Origin of the sequence: Streptomyces sp. NBC_00005, assembly GCF_045160215.1 — a bacterium.
Taxonomy (GTDB): domain Bacteria; phylum Actinomycetota; class Actinomycetes; order Streptomycetales; family Streptomycetaceae; genus Streptomyces.
In genome coordinates this window covers 3,186,548-3,203,373 of the sequence record NZ_CP108316.1, presented here as the reverse complement: position 1 = coordinate 3,203,373, position 16,826 = coordinate 3,186,548, and the positions used below count along the sequence as shown (strand labels likewise).

Here is a 16,826-nt window from a genome sequence, read left to right as displayed (position 1 = left end):
GCGCGGGTAAGGTCTGCGCCTGTGAGTGGTACTTCCCCAGCTCTTAAGCCTCCTGCCGACGCGGTGAAACCGGTGCGGCACCCCGATGCTCCCGCGCCAGGTGAGCTGCTCGGTGCCCACTACGAACAGTGTTTCGGGTGCGGTGGCGGGCAGCCCCACGGGCTGCACCTGGCGGCCCGGGCCGGCGAGGGCGTCACGATCACCGCCGAGTTCACCGTCAAGACCGCCCACCAGGGGGCGCCGGGCCTCGCGCACGGCGGGGTGCTCGCGAGCGCGCTCGACGAGACTCTCGGCTCCCTGAACTGGCTGCTCAGGACGATCGCTGTGACCGGACGCCTGGAGACCGACTTCGTACGCCCCGTGCCGGTCGGGACGGTGCTGCACCTGGAGGCCGAGGTGACGGCGGTGGCGGGTCGCAAGATCTACTCGAGCGCCACCGGACGCATCGGCGGCCCGGAGGGGCCCGTCGCAGTCCGCGCCGACGCCCTCTTCATCGAGGTGAAGGTCGACCACTTCATCGACAACGGCCGCCCGGAGGAGATCCGGGCCGCCATGGACGACCCGGACCAGACCAGGCGCGCCCGCGCCTTCGAGGTGAACCCGTGAGCAGTGCCCCCCGTCAGGAACTCGACGTGCTCATCCGTCGCGTCGACCCGGACGTACCGCTTCCGTCGTACGCACATCCCGGTGACGCGGGAGCCGATCTGTGCACCGTCGAGGCGTGCGAACTGAAGCCCGGCGAGCGGGTCGTTCTGCCCACCGGGGTGTCAATCGCCCTCCCGGAGGGGTACGCGGCCTTCGTGCACCCGCGATCCGGCCTCGCCGCCCGCTGCGGTGTCGCCCTCGTGAATGCCCCGGGGACGGTTGATGCCGGGTACCGTGGGGAGATCAAGGTGATCGTGGTGAATCTCGACCCGCGCGAGTCCGTGCGGTTCGAGCGCTTCGACCGGATCGCCCAACTGGTCGTCCAGCAGGTCGAGAGGGTCCGCTTCCAGGAGGTCGCGGAGCTTCCCGATGCGGCGCGGGCCGAAGGGGGCTTCGGATCCACCGGGGGTCATGCCGCGGTGACCGGAACGAACAGCACAAGCGGTCAGGCCGCCGTGGGCGGCCGGGCGGGTGGGAATCGATACGCATCGGTCGTATCCGACCGGGAAGGACAGTGACGTGTTCGGACGTCGCAAGAAGAAGGATGCCGCCGAGGGCGCGGCCGGCGAGGCCGAGCAGGTCGTCGACAGTGTCGACACTGAGGCGGACGACGAAGAGCGCGAGCGCGTGAGGCTCGAGCCCGAGCCGCGCCCCGACGGGCCGTGGGACGACACCGAGGTGCGCGACCCCGCCGAGGGCCGCGTGGACCTGGGCGGACTCTTCGTGCCCGGAGTCGACGGCATGGAGCTGCGGGTCGAGGTCGCGGGCGACGCGATCGTCGCGGCGACCGTCGTGCTGCGCGACAGCGCCATCCAGCTGCAGGCCTTCGCCGCTCCCAAGCGCGAGGGCATCTGGGGCGAGGTGCGCGAGGAGATCGGCTCGGGCATCACCCAGCAGGGTGGGATCATCGACGAGGTCGAGGGCCCGCTCGGCTGGGAGCTGCGTGCCCAGGTTCCGGTCCAACTGCCGGACGGCACGGGCGGTTTCCAGGTCGTGCGGTTCGTCGGTGTGGACGGTCCGCGCTGGTTCCTGCGCGGTGTGATCTCGGGTCAGGGCGCGGTGCAGCCGCAGGCGGCCGGCCTGCTCGAGCAGATCTTCCGGGACACGGTCGTGGTCCGCGGCGAGGGCCCGATGGCGCCCCGCGACCCGATCGTCCTCAAGCTGCCGAACGACGCCCAGATGGTCCCCGAGGGTGTCCAGCAGGAGGAGGGCTCGCGCTTCTCCGGCGGCATGGGACAGCTGCAGCGCGGCCCGGAGATCACCGAGGTCCGCTAGGCAGACGCGGGAAGAGGGCCGTACCCCTGGTGGGGTGCGGCCCTTTTTCGTGCGCGCACCCTTGACGGGCAATTGGTCTGTACCTACGGTCTCGACCCAACGCCCGTGTTCATAAAGGCGCCCGTTGTTCACATACGAGAACGGATGGCCCCCACCATGCGCCGCACCGCACTTCTTGTGACCGCCTCCGCGCTTGTCGTGGGCATGCTTACCTGGCCTGCTGCCCGCCATGCCGACGCCGCCCCCACCGCCTTCGCCCACCCCGGAGTCACCGTCTCCAAGGCGCAGTTGGACTTCACCCGCGGCAAGGTCAACGCCGGTGCCCAGCCCTGGAAGGGCGCCTTCGACCAGATGATGGCGAGCAAGTACGCCGATCCGAACCGCACGCCCAAGCCGCGGGCGACCGTCGAGTGCGGCTCCTACTCCAACCCCAACTACGGCTGCACGGACGAGCGCGAGGACGCGATAGCCGCGTACACCGACGCGCTCGCCTGGTACATCACCCGTGACGACCGGTACGCGAAGAAGGCCATCCAGCTGATGGACGCCTGGTCCGCCGTGATCAAGGACCACACCAACAGCAACGCGCCCCTGCAGACCGGCTGGGCGGGCTCCTCCTGGCCGAAGGCCGCCGAGATCATCAAGTACACGTACACGGGGAGTTGGGCGAACTCCGGCCGCTTCGCGACCATGCTCCGCAACGTCTACCTCCCCGAGATCATCAACGGCTCGAACTCCAACGGCAATTGGGAGCTGTCGATGATGGAGGCCGCCGTGGGCATCTCCGTCTTCCTCGAGGACAAGGCGTCGTACGACAAGGCCATGGCGAAGTTCCGCACCCGGGCGGCCGCCTATGTGTACCTGTCCTCCGACGGCGATCTGCCGAAGACCGTGCCCAGCCAGAACCTCGACACCAAGGCGAAGATCGTGGGCTACTGGCAGGGGCAGTCCACCTTCGTCACCGGGCTCACCCAGGAGACCTGCCGCGACTTCACCCACACGGGCTACGGCATCTCCGCGATCTCCCATATCGCCGAGACCAGCCGGATCCAGGGCCAGGACCTCTACGGCACCGACGTCGGCGAACGGCTGCGGCAGGCGCTCGGGTTCCAGGCCAAGTACCAGCTGGGCGCGGCCGTCCCGAGCTGGCTGTGCGGCGGCTCGCTGAAGCTCGGGCTCGGACCGGTCACGGAGGTCGGCTACAACGCCCTGCACAACCGCCTCGGCATCGTGATGAGCAACACCCGGACGCTGACCGAGCAGCAGCGCCCGGCCGGCAGCAACAACCTCTTCGTCGCCTGGGAGACCCTCACCCACGGGGACAACCCGAGCTGAACCGTTGAAGGACCGGGCGCCGGTTGACGATACTGACGCCCGGCGACGGCTTCACGGGGGAGGGCACATGAGCCAGGTGGTCACCGAGACCATGGTGCGGGTCGAGAACGTCCACAAGTCCTACGGCCACGGAGCGGCGGCCGTGCACGCCCTGCGCGGCGTCTCCTTCGAGGTGCCGCGCGGCGAACTCGTCGCCCTCAAGGGGCGCTCGGGGTCGGGCAAGACGACGCTCCTCAACGTCGTCGGCGGACTCGACGTACCGGACGAGGGGCGGGTCACCCTTGACGGCCTCGACCTGTCGGAGCTGGGCGAGGACGGGCTGCTCGCCCTGCGCCGCGACCGCGTCGGCTTCGTGTTCCAGTCCTTCGGGCTCATCCCGATCCTCACGGCCGCCGAGAACGTCGGCGTGCCGATGCGGCTGCGCCGGGCCGACGTCCGCGAGCGCGAGGAGCGCGTCGAGCTGCTGCTCGCCCTGGTCGGCCTCGCCGACCACGCGGCACAGCGGCCCGGCGAGCTGTCCGGCGGCCAGCAGCAGCGGGTCGCCATCGCCCGCGCTCTCGCGAACAGCCCCTCGCTGCTGGTCGCCGACGAGCCGACCGGCCAGCTGGACGCGGAGACCGGTCACGCCGTCATGGAGCTGCTGCGGGCCGTCGTCCACAGCGAACGGGTCACCGCTCTGGTCGCCACCCACGACGCGACCCTGCTGGACCTCGCCGACCGGGTCCTGGAGCTCGGCGACGGGGAGATCGTCGAGCACTGAGCCCGCCCGGCGTCAGAGTTCCGTCAAAGACAGCTCCGCGGCCGGTCCTGGCTCTATTTGTCGCGATTGCTGGTCGTAGGGTCGACGCTGCGCAGGCAGCAGTGACCGGAAGACAATGGGGCCATGGGACGCGGCAAGCTTCGGATCTACCTCGGTGCGGCACCGGGCGTCGGCAAGACGTACGCGATGCTGTCGGAGGCACATCGGCGCGTGGAGCGTGGCACGGACTGCGTGGTGGCCTTCGTCGAGCACCACGGGCGGCCGCGCACCGAGGTGATGCTGCACGGCCTGGAGCAGGTGACGCGCAAGCAGCTGGAGTACCGCGGGGCCGGCTTCACCGAGATGGACGTCGACGCGGTGCTCGCCCGAGCCCCCCAGGTGGCCCTTGTCGACGAACTCGCGCACACCAACGTCCCCGGCTCCCGCAAAGCCAAGCGCTGGCAGGACGTGGAAGAGCTGCTCGCGGCGGGCATCGACGTCGTCTCGACCGTCAACATCCAGCACCTGGAGTCCCTGGGCGACGTCGTCGAGTCGATCACCGGCGTACGGCAGCGGGAGACCGTACCGGACGAGATGGTGCGGCGCGCAGACCAGATAGAGCTGGTCGACATGTCACCCCAGGCGCTGCGCCGGCGGATGGCGCACGGCAACATCTACCAGCCGGACAAGGTCGACGCGGCCTTGTCCAACTACTTCCGGCCGGGCAATCTGACCGCGCTGCGGGAGCTGGCCCTGCTGTGGGTGGCCGACCGGGTCGACGAGTACCTGAAGCAGTACCGCAGCGACCACCAGGTGTCGAAGATCTGGGGTTCGCGGGAGCGGATCGTGATCGGCCTGACCGGCGGACCCGAGGGACGAACCCTGATCCGGCGGGCCGCGCGCCTCGCCGAGAAGGGCGCCGGCGGCGAGGTCCTGGCCGTCTACATAGCCAGCAGCGACGGGCTCACGGCCGCGTCGCCGAAGGAACTGGCCGTACAGCGCACGCTCGTGGAGGACCTGGGCGGCACCTTCCACCACGTCGTCGGCGACGACATACCGGCGGCGCTGCTTGCCTTCGCGCGCGGGGTGAACGCCACGCAGATCGTGCTCGGCGTGTCCCGGCGCAAGAGCTGGCAGTACGTCTTCGGGCCGGGCGTCGGCGCCACGGTCGCCCGGGACTCGGGGCCCGACCTCGACGTCCACCTGATCACGCACGGCGAGGCCGGCAAGGGGCGCGGGCTGCCGGTGGCCCGGGGCGCTCGGCTCGGCCGGTCCCGGATCATCTGGGGCTGGCTGGTCGGCGTGATCGGCCCCGTGGTCGTGGCGGCGCTCCTGAACACCGTGCAGCTCGGACTCGCCAACGACATGCTGCTGTTCCTGGCGGTGACGGTCGCCGCGGCGCTGCTCGGCGGTCTGCTGCCCGCGCTGGCCTCGGCCGCGGTGGGCTCGCTGCTGCTGAACTACTTCTACACACCGCCCCTGCACCGATGGACCATCGCCGACCCGAAGAACATCGTCGCCATCGTGATCTTCGTCGCCGTGGGGGTCTCCGTGGCCTCGGTCGTCGACCTCGCCGCCCGCCGCACCCACCAGGCGGCCCGGCTGCGCGCCGAGTCGGAGATCCTGTCCTTCCTCGCGGGCAACGTGCTGCGCGGCGAGACCGGCCTGGAAGAGCTGCTGGAGCGGGTCCGCGAGACCTTCGGCATGGAGTCGGCGGCCCTGCTGGAGCGGGCGAGCGACCACGACCCGTGGACCTGCGCAGGCCGTGCCGGCCTCGGGCCGTCGCTGCAGCGGCCGGACGAGGCGGACGTGGACGTGCCGGTCGGGGACCACATGGCGCTGGCGCTGACCGGCCGGGTGCTGCCCGCCGAGGACCGCCGGGTGCTGGCCGCGTTCGCCGCCCAGGCCGCCGTCGTACTGGACCGCCGGCGCCTGCAGGAGGAGGCCGAGCGGGCCCGGGCCATGGCCGAGGGCAACCGCATCCGTACGGCGCTGCTGGCCGCCGTCAGCCACGATCTGCGGACGCCGCTGGCCGGAATCAAGGCGGCGGTGTCGTCGCTGCGCTCGGACGACGTGGCGTGGTCCGAGGAGGACCAGGCGGAGCTCCTCGAAGGCATCGAGGAGGGCGCCGACCGGCTCGACCACCTGGTGGGCAACCTCCTCGACATGTCCCGTCTGCAGACCGGCACGGTCACCCCGCTGATCCGCGAGGTCGACCTCGACGAGGTCGTACCGATGGCGCTGGTCGGCGTGCCCGAGGAAAGCGTCGGTCTTGACGTCCCGGAGACCCTGCCCATGGTCGCCGTCGACCCGGGGCTGCTGGAGCGGTCGGTGGCCAACCTGGTCGAGAACGCCGTCAAGTACAGCCCGCAGGACAAGGCCGTCCTGGTCGCCGCGAGCGCCATCGCCGACCGCGTCGAGGTACGGGTCGTCGACCGCGGCCCCGGTGTCCCCGACGATGCCAAGGAACGCATCTTCGAGCCCTTCCAGCGCTACGGCGACGCCCCGCGCGGCGCCGGTGTGGGGCTAGGGCTCGCTGTGGCGCGCGGCTTCGTCGAGGCCATGGGCGGCACCCTGAACGCCGAGGACACTCCTGGTGGCGGCCTCACCATGGTCCTCACCCTGCGCGCGGCGGACACGCGCGCGCAGGACCTTCTCCACCCAGCGGAACCCGAAAGGCAGGTCACATGACCCGGGTGCTCGTGATCGACGACGAGCCGCAGATCGTGCGCGCCCTCGTGATCAACCTCAAGGCGCGCAAGTACGAGGTCGACGCGGCGCACGACGGCGCCACCGCCCTCCAGCTCGCGGCCGCGCGCCACCCCGACGTGGTCGTCCTCGACCTGGGCCTGCCCGACATGGACGGTGTCGAGGTGATCAGGGGCCTGCGCGGCTGGACCCGTGTGCCGATCCTGGTGCTGTCCGCCCGGCACACCTCCGACGAGAAGGTCGAGGCACTGGACGCGGGCGCCGACGACTACGTCACCAAGCCCTTCGGCATGGACGAACTGCTCGCCCGGCTGCGGGCCGCCGTCCGCCGCGCCGAGCCGGTCGGCGCCGGCGAGGACGACGTCACCTCCGTGGAGACCGAGGAGTTCACCGTCGACCTGGCCGCGAAGAAGGTCAACCGGGCCGGGAAGGACGTACGGCTGACGCCCACGGAATGGCATCTGCTGGAGGTGCTGGTACGCAACACGGGCCGGCTGGTGAGCCAGAAGCAGCTGCTCCAGGAGGTGTGGGGTCCGTCATACGGGACCGAGACTAACTATCTGAGGGTGTACATGGCCCAGCTGCGCAGGAAGCTGGAGGCGGACCCGTCGCACCCCAAGCACTTCATCACGGAGCCGGGCATGGGCTATCGGTTCGAGCGCTAGGCCCGCGGGTACGCAAGTGCCGAGCCCGCGAGTGCGTACGTGTCAGAGCACCCCGGTACGCTTTCAGACATGAGTGCTGTTCCTCGTTCCGAAAAGCCGGTGGGCCGGTTCCGGCGCATGCTCGACCGGCTCTCCTCGTCGCAGGAGGACCTGGAGTCGGAGGAGCTGCGGGAGGACACGGCGACCACGGGCTGCACCCGGATCGGTGACTGCCACGACCGACAGATCGTCACGGTTACTGGTACCTTGCGCACGGTCACCCTGCGCCCGCGTGCGGGCGTCCCGGCCCTGGAGGCCGAGCTGTTCGACGGTTCCGCCGCCCTGGACGTGGTGTGGCTCGGCAGGCGCTCCATCGTCGGGATAGAGCCGGGCCGCAGACTGATCGCATCGGGCCGGGTCTCGCTGAGCCGGGGCCGCCGGGTGCTGTTCAATCCGAAATACGAACTGAGACCCCTCGGACGGGAGTAGCCGGTGACGTCGCTCGACAAGCCGACCGAAGACACTGAAGCCGACGATGCGCGGGCGGTGACCGAGGCCGCCCTGTTCGAGGCATTCGGCGGAGTCCGGGGCATGGTCGAGACGGTGCTGCCAGGCCTCCTCTTCGTCACCATCTTCACGATCAACAAGGACCTGCACTGGTCGGCCATCGCCGCCCTCGTCGTGTCCCTGCTGCTCGTCGTGGTCCGCCTGGTCATGCGGGACACCGTCAAGCACGCGTTCAGCGGTGTCTTCGGCGTCGCCTTCGGTGTCGTCTTCGCGATGATGACGGGCAACGCCAAGGACTTCTATCTGCCCGGCATGCTCTACACGCTGGGCCTGGCGTTGGCGTACATCGTCACGACCCTGTGCGGGGTCCCACTGCTCGGGCTGATCCTCGGGCCCGTGTTCAAGGAGAACCTCTCCTGGCGCACCCGCAACCCGGGCCGCAAGAAGGCGTACGCGAAGGCCAGTTGGGCCTGGGGTCTGATTCTGCTCGCGAAGTGCGCGATCCTCTTCCCGCTGTACTGGTGGGCGAACACGGCTCAGCTGGGCTGGGTCCTGGTCGCTCTGAAGATTCCGCCGTTCCTGCTCGCCGTGTGGCTGACCTGGGTGTTCCTGGCGAAGGCGCCCGCGCCGATCGACGTGTTCGCGGAGATGGAAGCGGAAGAGCAGGCCGAGAAGGAGCGGAAGGCGGCGGTGGCCGCGGAGCAGGGTGAGGCTGCGGGCGGTAGGCACCGTCGGGAGGCGTAGTCCCCCGGCGTCGGTGCCGGCCTCTGGGGGCTGCCGCCCCCAGGCCCCTGCTTCGGCCTGAACGGCCTCGTCCTCAAACGCCGGACGGGCTTGAAAGGTGCCGGACGGGCTGGAAGGTGCCGGACGGTGCTGGAACGTGATCGGGGCGCCCGGAGATCTCCGGGCGCTCCGTCGTCGTACTCCGCGAAGGATTCAGCCCGCCGCGTCCTCCCGGCGCACCGACAGCAGGTCCTCCAGTTGCTCCTCGCGGGCCTGGGCGGCGACGAACAGGAGTTCGTCGCCCGGTTCCAGGGAGTCCTCGCGGGACGGGGTGAGGACTCGGGTGCCGCGGATGATGGTGACCAGGGACGTGTCCTCGGGCCACTCCACGTCGCCGACCTGGGTGCCGGCCAGGGCCGACTCCTCCGGCAGCGTCAGCTCGACGAGGTTGGCGTCGCCGTGGCTGAAGCGGAGCAGGCGGACCAGGTCGCCGACGCTCACGGCCTCCTCGACCAGCGCCGACATCAGACGCGGGGTCGAGACGGCCACGTCCACGCCCCAGGACTCGTTGAAGAGCCACTCGTTCTTGGGGTTGTTGACGCGGGCCACGACGCGGGGGACGCCGTACTCCGTCTTCGCCAGGAGCGAGACGACCAGGTTGACCTTGTCGTCGCCCGTCGCGGCGATCACGACGTTGCAGCGCTGGAGGGCCGCCTCGTCCAACGACGTGATCTCGCAGGCGTCGGCGAGCAGCCACTCCGCCTGCGGGACGCGCTCGACCGAGATGGCGGTCGGCGCCTTGTCGATGAGCAGGATCTCGTGACCGTTCTCCAGCAGTTCGCCCGCGATCGAGCGGCCTACGGCACCGGCACCGGCAATGGCGACCCTCATCAGTGACCGCCCTCCTCTTCGGGGCCCTTGGCGAACGACGCCTCGACCTTGTCGATCTCGTCGGTGCGCATCATCACGTGCACCAGGTCGCCCTCCTGCAGCACCGTCTGCGAGGTGGGCAGGATCGCCTCACCGAGCCGGGTCAGGAACGCCACGCGGACGCCCGTCTCCTCCTGCAGCCTGCTGATCTTGTGGCCGACCCAGGCGGCGGAGGCGTGCACCTCGGCGAGCTGGACGCCGCCGGTGGGATCGCGCCACAGCGGCTCGGCGCCCGAGGGGAGCAGCCGGCGCAGCATCTGGTCGGCCGTCCAGCGGACCGTCGCGACGGTGGGGATGCCGAGGCGCTGGTAGACCTCGGCACGACGCGGGTCGTAGATGCGGGCCGCGACGTTCTCCACACCGAACATCTCGCGGGCCACGCGCGCGGAGATGATGTTCGAGTTGTCGCCGCTGGATACGGCGGCGAAGGCACCGGCCTCCTCGATGCCGGCCTCGCGCAGGGTGTCCTGGTCGAAGCCGATCCCGGTGACCCGGCGGCCGCCGAATCCCGGGCCGAGGCGGCGGAAGGCCGTGGGGTCCTGGTCGATCACTGCGACCGTGTGCCCCTGTTGCTCCAGGGTCTGGGCAAGAGCGGAACCCACTCTTCCGCAGCCCATGATGACGATGTGCACGACCGTCCTTCCGGTGTCCAAAAACTACTGCTCAGCATCAGGGTCTCAGACCGACGCCCAAGCTACACACGCGCGGTAGGACGTCGGCACCCCTGTGCACGGTTGCTGTCCAGGGGCGGGACGTCAGCGGCGGCTGATGCTGCGGACGCTGGCAAGGGTCAGGATTCCGAGGCCGACGAGGGCCACCGCGGCGCCGATCAACTCTGCGGTGGTGTGCATGGGACCTCCAGGGGACGGCGACAGGGCGGTGAAGTCAGGGGAAACGGGCGGTGTTTGTCATATAGGCATGGCGCTCCGCCGACCTGCGGAAACCGCAGCGGGAGCCACCCCTGTTTTCACCCGGAGAGCAGATGTGGGGTGGCAGGTGGTTGGGCGCACGTTCGAACGCCTACGATTACCTGTTGTGTCCAAACTGACCGACGTGCCCAAACGGATTCTGATCGGGCGCGCACTGCGCAGCGACCGGCTGGGCGAAACGCTCCTGCCGAAGCGCATCGCACTCCCCGTCTTCGCCTCCGACCCGCTGTCCTCCGTGGCCTACGCCCCCGGAGAGGTGCTGCTGGTCCTGTCCATCGCGGGGGTGTCGGCGTACCACTTCAGCCCCTGGATCGCGCTCGCGGTCGTGGTGCTGATGTTCACCGTGGTCGCCTCCTACCGGCAGAACGTGCACGCCTACCCCAGCGGCGGCGGCGACTACGAGGTCGCGACCACCAACCTGGGCCCCAGGGCGGGCCTGACCGTGGCCAGTGCGCTGCTCGTCGACTACGTCCTCACCGTCGCCGTCTCGATCGCCTCCGGCATCGAGAACCTCGGCTCCGCGGTCCCCTTCGTGGTCGAGCACAAGGTGCTCTGCGCCGTCGGCGTGATCGTGCTGCTGACGCTGATGAACCTGCGCGGCGTCAAGGAGTCCGGCAAGCTCTTCGCGATCCCCACCTACGTCTTCGTCGGCGGCGTGTTCATCATGATCGCGTGGGGTGCGTTCCGCGGGCTGGTGCTCGACGACACCATGCAGGCGCCGACCGCGCAGTACACGATCAAGGCCGAGCACCAGGGACTCGCCGGATTCGCGCTGGTCTTCCTGATGCTGCGCGCCTTCTCCTCCGGCTGTGCCGCGCTCACCGGTGTCGAGGCCATCTCCAACGGCGTGCCGGCCTTCCGCAAGCCCAAGTCGAAGAACGCGGCGACCACGCTCGCCGCGATGGGCCTGCTCGCCGTCACCATGTTCTGCGGCATCATCGTCCTCGCCCTGACGACCAAGGTCCGCATGGCCGAGAACCCGGCCACCGACCTGCTCAAGAACGGCGTCGGGGTCGGCGCCGACTATGTCCAGAACCCGGTGATCACGCAGGTCGCCGAGGCCGTCTTCGGCAAGGGCAGCTTCCTGTTCGTCGTGCTCGCCACGGCCACCGCCCTGGTGCTGTTCCTGGCGGCCAACACCGCCTACAACGGCTTCCCGGTGCTCGGCTCGATCCTCGCCCAGGACCGCTACCTGCCCCGCCAGCTGCACACCCGCGGCGACCGCCTCGCCTTCTCCAACGGCATCGTGCTGCTGGCCGGCGCGGCGATGCTGCTCGTCGTCATCTACGGCGCCGACTCGACCCGGCTGATCCAGCTGTACATCGTCGGCGTGTTCGTGTCGTTCACGCTCAGCCAGACCGGCATGGTCCGCCACTGGAACCGCCACCTGGCCACCGAGAAGGACGTCGCCAAGCGCCGCCACATGATGCGCTCGCGCGCCATCAACACGTTCGGCGCGTTCTTCACCGGCCTGGTGCTGGTGGTGGTCCTGGTCACCAAGTTCACCCACGGCGCCTGGGTCGCGCTGCTGGGCATGGTGATCTTCTACGCGACGATGACGGCCATCCGTAAGCACTACGACCGAGTGTCCGCGGAGATCGCGGCGCCCGAGGGCCCGAGCGACGACAGCGTACGGCCGTCCCGTGTCCACTCGGTCGTCCTGATCTCGAAGATCCACCGCCCCACGCTGCGTGCCCTCGCCTACGCCAAGCTGATGCGCTCGGACACCCTGGAGGCGCTCACCGTCAACGTCGACCCGGCGGAGACCAAGGCGCTGCGCGAGGAGTGGGAGCGGCGCGGGATCGACGTACCGCTGAAGGTGCTGGACTCGCCGTACCGCGAGATCACGCGGCCGATCATCGAGTACGTGAAGGGGCTGCGCAACCAGTCGCCGCGGGACGCGGTGTCCGTGATCATCCCCGAGTACGTGGTGGGCCGCTGGTACGAGCACCTGCTGCACAACCAGAGTGCGCTCAGGCTGAAGGGCCGGCTGCTGTTCACGCCGGGCGTCATGGTCACCTCGGTGCCCTACCAGCTGCAGTCCTCGGAGGTCGCCAAGCAGCGGGCCCGCAAGCGGCAGGACTGGAACGCGCCGGGTGCGGTGCGGCGCGGTCCCGCCCAGGGGCACCGGCCGAAGGAGCCCACGGGCACGGGCACCTCGGGCAACCAGAGCTGACGCTCGCTGGTCAACGGCCGGACGGCACCCACGTAGACTGGTGGGCTGTTGTCCGGCCGTTTCGTATTCGATGTTGTGGAGTCACCCCGCCATGCAGGCAGAACCGAAGAAGTCGCTGGTGGGTCAGGAGTACGAGGTCGAGATCGGCCCCGTCGCCCACGGCGGGCACTGCATCGCCCGTACGTCCGAGGGCCAGGTGCTGTTCGTCCGGCACGCGCTGCCCGGCGAGCGGGTCGTGGCGCGGGTGACCGAGGGCGAGGAGGGGGCCCGGTTCCTGCGCGCGGACGCGGTGTCGGTGCTCTCGGCCTCCAAGGACCGCGTCGAGGCGCCCTGCCCCTACTCCGGTCCCGGGCGCTGCGGCGGTTGCGACTGGCAGCACGCCAAGCCGGGCGCGCAGCGCCGGCTCAAGGGCGAGGTCCTCGCCGAGCAGCTGCAGCGGCTCGCGGGCCTCACGCCCGAGGAGGCCGGCTGGGACGGCACGGTCATGCCGGCCGAGGGCGACAAGCTGCCCGCGGGTGAGGTGCCGCAGTGGCGTACGAGGGTCCAGTACGCGGTGGACGCGGACGGCAACGCCGGGCTGCGGCGCCACCGTTCGCACGAGGTCGAGCCGATCGAGCACTGCATGATCGCGGCGCCGGGCATCAGCGAGCTGGGCATCGAGGAGCGCGACTGGTCCGGCATGGAGTCCGTCGACGCGATCGCCGCGACGGGGTCGCAGGACCGCATGGTGATCCTGGAGCCCCGGCCGGGCGCCCGGCTCCCCCTGGTCGAGCTGGACAAGCCCGTCTCCGTGATGCGCGTCGAGGAGAAGGACGGCGGCATCCACCGTGTCCACGGCCGTGCGTTCGTGCGGGAGCGTGCCGACGGCCGTACGTACCGGGTGGGCAGCGGCGGCTTCTGGCAGGTCCACCCGATGGCGGCGGACACCTTGGTGAAGGCGGTCATGCAGGGCCTGCTCCCGCGCAAGGGCGACATGGCCCTCGACCTCTACTGCGGCGTCGGCCTGTTCGCGGGCGCGCTCGCCGACCGGGTCGGCGACAAGGGCGCGGTCCTCGGCATCGAGTCCGGCAAGCGGGCCGTCGAGGACGCCCGGCACAACCTCGCCGACTTCGACCGGGTGCGGATCGAGCAGGGCAAGGTGGAGGCGGTTCTGCCGCGTACGGGGATCACCGAGGTCGACCTGATCGTCCTGGATCCGCCGCGGGCGGGGGCCGGCAAGAAGACGGTGGAGCACCTGTCGTCCCTGGGAGCGAGGAAGATCGCCTACGTCGCCTGCGACCCGGCGGCGCTGGCGCGGGACCTGGGGTACTTCCGGGACGGGGGGTACCGGGTGCGGACGTTGCGGGCGTTCGATCTGTTTCCGATGACGCACCACGTTGAGTGTGTCGCGATCCTTGAGCCTGCAGCAAAGGGCGCCTGAGCTGCAGGTTCGTGCCATGTGCGTCATGTGCGCTGTGGGCGACAACTTGACGCATGGTTGACGCACGTTCTGACGTGTCGTCAGGCGCCTTGGGCTACAGGTCAGTAGCCCGCGAGGGCTGGGATCCGGCTCGACCTGATCGAGCTCAACGAGGCTTTCGCGGCCCAGGTCCTGGCCTGCACCCGTGCGCTGGGACTGACCGCGACCGACCATGAGCAGCGCATCAACGTCAACGGCTCCGGTATCTCACTCGGTCATCCCGTCGGCGCGACCGGGGCGCGCATCCTCGCGACGCTGGCCTGGGAGATGCACCGCAGACAGGCCCGCTACGCACTGGAGACGATGTGCATCGGCGGCGGGCAGGGGCTGGCAGCCGTGTTCGAGCGAGTGTCGGACGTCTGGAACAGGTCCGACACGTCGTCCTGTCGCTCTGCTCCCCGCCCGATCGCAGTCGCGTGATCATCCTGGAGCATGGCGCGAAGGGTGTCTGATCAGCCCGTTCCGACGGCTCGGAGCACGACGGCGGGGCCGGCCCTGGTGGGCCGGCCCCGCCGTTTTCAGCGAGTGATTCAGACGAGGTCGAACCGGTCCAGGTTCGAGACCTTGACCCACGCGTCGACGAAGTCCTTCACGAACTTCTCCTTCGCGTCGTCGCTCGCGTAGACCTCGGCGAGGGCGCGGAGCTCGGAGTTCGAGCCGAAGACGAGGTCGGCACGGGTGCCGGTCCACTTGACCTCGCCCGAGGCGTCGCGGCCCTCGAACGTGGTCTGGTCCTCGGAGGTGCCCTTCCACGTCGTGCCCAGGTCGAGCAGGTTGACGAAGAAGTCGTTCGTCAGCGTGCCCGGGGTGTCCGTGAAGACGCCGTGCGAGGACTCGGCGTGGTTCGCGCCCAGGACGCGCAGGCCGCCGACGAGGACGGTCAGCTCGGGGGCGCTCAGGGTCAGCAGGTTCGCCTTGTCGAGCAGCAGGTACTCGGCCGGCAGGCGGTTGCCCTTGCCCTGGTAGTTGCGGAACCCGTCGGCCGACGGCTCGAGCGCGGCGAACGACTCGGCGTCCGTCTGCTCCTGCGTCGCGTCCACGCGGCCCGGCGTGAAGGGCACCTCGACGGCGACGCCGGCGTCCTTCGCGGCCTTCTCCACGGCGGCGGCACCGCCGAGGACGATCAGGTCGGCCAGGGAGACCTTCTTGGCGCCGGAGTTGAACTCGGACTGGACGCCCTCCAGGACGCGCAGCACCTGCGCCAGCTGGTCGGGGTCGTTGGCCTCCCAGCCGCGCTGCGGCTCCAGGCGGATACGGGCGCCGTTGGCACCGCCGCGCTTGTCGCTGCCGCGGAAGGAGGACGCCGCCGCCCACGCGGTGGACACCAGCTGCGAGACGGACAGCCCCGAGTCGAGGAGCTTGGCCTTGAGGGCCGCGATGTCACCGGCGTCGATGACCTCGCCCTCGGCCTGCGGCAGCGGGTCCTGCCACAGCAGGGTCTCCGCCGGCACCTCCGGGCCGAGGTACAGGGACTTCGGGCCCAGGTCACGGTGGGTCAGCTTGAACCAGGCGCGGGCGAAGGCGTCCGCGAACTCGGCCGGGTTCTCGTGGAAGCGCTTCGAGATCGGACCGTAGATCGGGTCGAAGCGCAGCGAGAGGTCGGTGGTGAGCATCGTCGGGAGCTTCTTCTTCGACGCGTCGTGCGCGTCGGGGATGATCGCCTCGGCGTCCTTGGCCACCCACTGGTTGGCGCCGGCCGGGGACTGGGTCAGCTCCCACTCGTAGCCGAAGAGGATGTCGAAGAAGTCGTTGCTCCACTGGGTGGGCTTGGTGGTCCAGGTGACCTCAAGACCACTGGTGATCGCGTCGCCGCCCTTGCCGGTGCCGTAGGTGGACTTCCAGCCCAGACCCTGCTGCTCGATGGAGGCGGCCTCGGGGTCGTCGCCGACGCTCTCCGCCGGGCCGGCGCCATGCGTCTTGCCGAAGGTGTGGCCACCGGCGATCAGCGCGACGGTCTCCTCGTCGTTCATCGCCATGCGGTGGAACGTCTCGCGGATGTCGCGGGCCGCGGCCAGCGGGTCCGGGTTGCCGTTGGGGCCCTCGGGGTTGACGTAGATGAGGCCCATCTGGACCGCGCCGAGCGGGTTCTCCAGCTCACGGTCGCCGGTGTAGCGCTGGTCGTCCAGCCAGACCTTCTCGGGACCCCAGTACACGTCCTCGTCGGCCTCCCAGACGTCGGCGCGGCCGCCGCCGAAGCCGAAGGTCTCGAAGCCCATCTGCTCAAGGGCGACGTTGCCGGTGAGGATCATGAGGTCGGCCCAGGAGATGGACTGGCCGTACTTCTTCTTGACGGGCCACAGCAGACGGCGGGCCTTGTCGAGGTTGCCGTTGTCCGGCCAGCTGTTCAGCGGCGCGAAGCGCTGCTGACCGCGGCCGCCACCGCCGCGGCCGTCGCTGATGCGGTAGGTGCCGGCGCTGTGCCAGGCCATACGGATCATCAGCGGGCCGTAGTTGCCGAAGTCGGCCGGCCACCAGTCCTGGGAGCTGGTCAGTACCTCGGCGATGTCCTGTTTCACGGCCGCCAGGTCGAGGGCCTCGAAGGCCGCGGCGTAGTCGAAGTCCCCACCGAGCGGGTTCGCCACGACGGGGTCCTTGGCGAGGATCTTCAGGTTCAGACGCTCCGGCCACCACTGGCGGTTGCCACCGCCCTGGGTGGGGTGCGCGGCGCGCGTGTGCGCTACCGGGCAGCCACCGGTGCCCTCAGCCTTGGGGTCGGTGACGATTGCATCGGGGTTCTCAGACATGACAGTCCTTC

At 70.0% G+C, this 16,826-nt stretch carries 14 protein-coding genes and 1 pseudogene; 12 read left to right on the top strand and 3 right to left on the bottom strand.

Annotated elements, in window-relative coordinates; all coding sequences use genetic code 11:
• Window positions 1-21 precede the first annotated feature (21 nt).
• The 9 genes from OG303_RS14735 to OG303_RS14695 all read left to right on the top strand — a co-directional run bounded on the left by OG303_RS14735 (window position 22) and on the right by OG303_RS14695 (window position 8,598).
• Window positions 22-606: a PaaI family thioesterase gene (locus tag OG303_RS14735; protein ID WP_405868658.1), complete on the top strand. Its 585-nt coding sequence runs from the start codon at window positions 22-24 to the stop codon at window positions 604-606.
• Window positions 603-1,163, top strand: coding sequence for a dUTP diphosphatase (gene dut, locus OG303_RS14730; RefSeq protein ID WP_405868656.1), 561 nt, complete (start codon window positions 603-605; stop codon window positions 1,161-1,163). Before OG303_RS14735 ends, dut begins: the two co-directional genes overlap by 4 nt.
• Before the next feature lies 1 nt (window position 1,164).
• Window positions 1,165-1,920 (top strand): DUF3710 domain-containing protein, encoded by a 756-nt coding sequence (locus tag OG303_RS14725; RefSeq protein ID WP_405868654.1) that lies wholly within the window; start codon window positions 1,165-1,167, stop codon window positions 1,918-1,920.
• 156 nt (window positions 1,921-2,076) lie between these two features.
• Complete coding sequence (locus OG303_RS14720; RefSeq protein ID WP_405868652.1) at window positions 2,077-3,255, top strand: alginate lyase family protein; 1,179 nt, start codon at window positions 2,077-2,079, stop codon at window positions 3,253-3,255.
• A gap of 67 nt (window positions 3,256-3,322) precedes the next feature.
• Window positions 3,323-4,015, top strand: coding sequence for an ABC transporter ATP-binding protein (locus tag OG303_RS14715; protein WP_405868650.1), 693 nt, complete (start codon window positions 3,323-3,325; stop codon window positions 4,013-4,015).
• Window positions 4,016-4,138: 123 nt separating this feature from the next.
• Entirely contained in the window at window positions 4,139-6,685 is a 2,547-nt protein-coding gene (locus tag OG303_RS14710; protein ID WP_405868648.1) for an ATP-binding protein, read from the top strand.
• Window positions 6,682-7,368, top strand: a complete 687-nt coding sequence (locus OG303_RS14705; protein WP_405868646.1) for a response regulator — start codon at window positions 6,682-6,684, stop codon at window positions 7,366-7,368. The genes OG303_RS14710 and OG303_RS14705 overlap by 4 nt, the downstream gene beginning before the upstream one ends.
• Window positions 7,369-7,437: 69 nt before the next feature.
• Window positions 7,438-7,836 (top strand): OB-fold nucleic acid binding domain-containing protein, encoded by a 399-nt coding sequence (locus OG303_RS14700; protein ID WP_405868644.1) that lies wholly within the window; start codon window positions 7,438-7,440, stop codon window positions 7,834-7,836.
• A gap of 3 nt (window positions 7,837-7,839) precedes the next feature.
• Window positions 7,840-8,598: a DUF3159 domain-containing protein gene (locus OG303_RS14695; RefSeq protein ID WP_405868642.1), complete on the top strand. Its 759-nt coding sequence runs from the start codon at window positions 7,840-7,842 to the stop codon at window positions 8,596-8,598.
• Between the two features lie 192 nt (window positions 8,599-8,790).
• Here OG303_RS14695 and OG303_RS14690 read toward each other — a convergent pair whose 3' ends face one another.
• A complete protein-coding gene (locus OG303_RS14690; protein WP_405868641.1) occupies window positions 8,791-9,468 on the bottom strand; it encodes a potassium channel family protein in 678 nt (225 codons plus the stop codon).
• Window positions 9,468-10,139, bottom strand: coding sequence for a potassium channel family protein (locus OG303_RS14685; RefSeq protein ID WP_405868639.1), 672 nt, complete (start codon window positions 10,137-10,139; stop codon window positions 9,468-9,470). The genes OG303_RS14690 and OG303_RS14685 overlap by 1 nt, the downstream gene beginning before the upstream one ends.
• Before the next feature lie 403 nt (window positions 10,140-10,542).
• Between OG303_RS14685 and OG303_RS14680 the strand changes: the two genes are divergently transcribed.
• From OG303_RS14680 to OG303_RS14670, 3 genes and pseudogenes are all read left to right on the top strand, one after another.
• Window positions 10,543-12,612, top strand: coding sequence for an APC family permease (locus OG303_RS14680; RefSeq protein WP_405868637.1), 2,070 nt, complete (start codon window positions 10,543-10,545; stop codon window positions 12,610-12,612).
• A gap of 91 nt (window positions 12,613-12,703) precedes the next feature.
• Window positions 12,704-14,032 carry a class I SAM-dependent RNA methyltransferase gene (locus tag OG303_RS14675; RefSeq protein WP_405868635.1) on the top strand — a complete coding sequence of 443 codons (1,329 nt, stop codon included), beginning with the start codon at window positions 12,704-12,706 and terminating at the stop codon, window positions 14,030-14,032.
• A gap of 129 nt (window positions 14,033-14,161) precedes the next feature.
• Window positions 14,162-14,491: pseudogene (locus OG303_RS14670) on the top strand (hypothetical protein); the annotation flags it as partial.
• A gap of 110 nt (window positions 14,492-14,601) precedes the next feature.
• Here the strand turns inward: OG303_RS14670 and katG are convergent.
• Window positions 14,602-16,815, bottom strand: a complete 2,214-nt coding sequence (gene katG, locus OG303_RS14665) for a catalase/peroxidase HPI (protein WP_405868633.1) — start codon at window positions 16,813-16,815, stop codon at window positions 14,602-14,604.
• Between the last annotated feature and the right edge of the window lie 11 nt (window positions 16,816-16,826).

Excerpts from the sequence above, each read along its gene's own strand:
- OG303_RS14705 (WP_405868646.1), top strand. The coding sequence starts at position 6,682 with ATGACCCGGGTGCTCGTGATCGACGACGAGCCGCAGATCGTGCGCGCC.
- OG303_RS14690 (WP_405868641.1), bottom strand. The coding sequence starts at position 9,468 with ATGAGGGTCGCCATTGCCGGTGCCGGTGCCGTAGGCCGCTCGATCGCG.
- katG (WP_405868633.1), bottom strand. The coding sequence starts at position 16,815 with ATGTCTGAGAACCCCGATGCAATCGTCACCGACCCCAAGGCTGAGGGC.
- OG303_RS14675 (WP_405868635.1), top strand. The coding sequence starts at position 12,704 with ATGCAGGCAGAACCGAAGAAGTCGCTGGTGGGTCAGGAGTACGAGGTC.
- OG303_RS14720 (WP_405868652.1), top strand. The coding sequence starts at position 2,077 with ATGCGCCGCACCGCACTTCTTGTGACCGCCTCCGCGCTTGTCGTGGGC.
- OG303_RS14700 (WP_405868644.1), top strand. The coding sequence starts at position 7,438 with ATGAGTGCTGTTCCTCGTTCCGAAAAGCCGGTGGGCCGGTTCCGGCGC.
- OG303_RS14710 (WP_405868648.1), top strand. The coding sequence starts at position 4,139 with ATGGGACGCGGCAAGCTTCGGATCTACCTCGGTGCGGCACCGGGCGTC.
- OG303_RS14715 (WP_405868650.1), top strand. The coding sequence starts at position 3,323 with ATGAGCCAGGTGGTCACCGAGACCATGGTGCGGGTCGAGAACGTCCAC.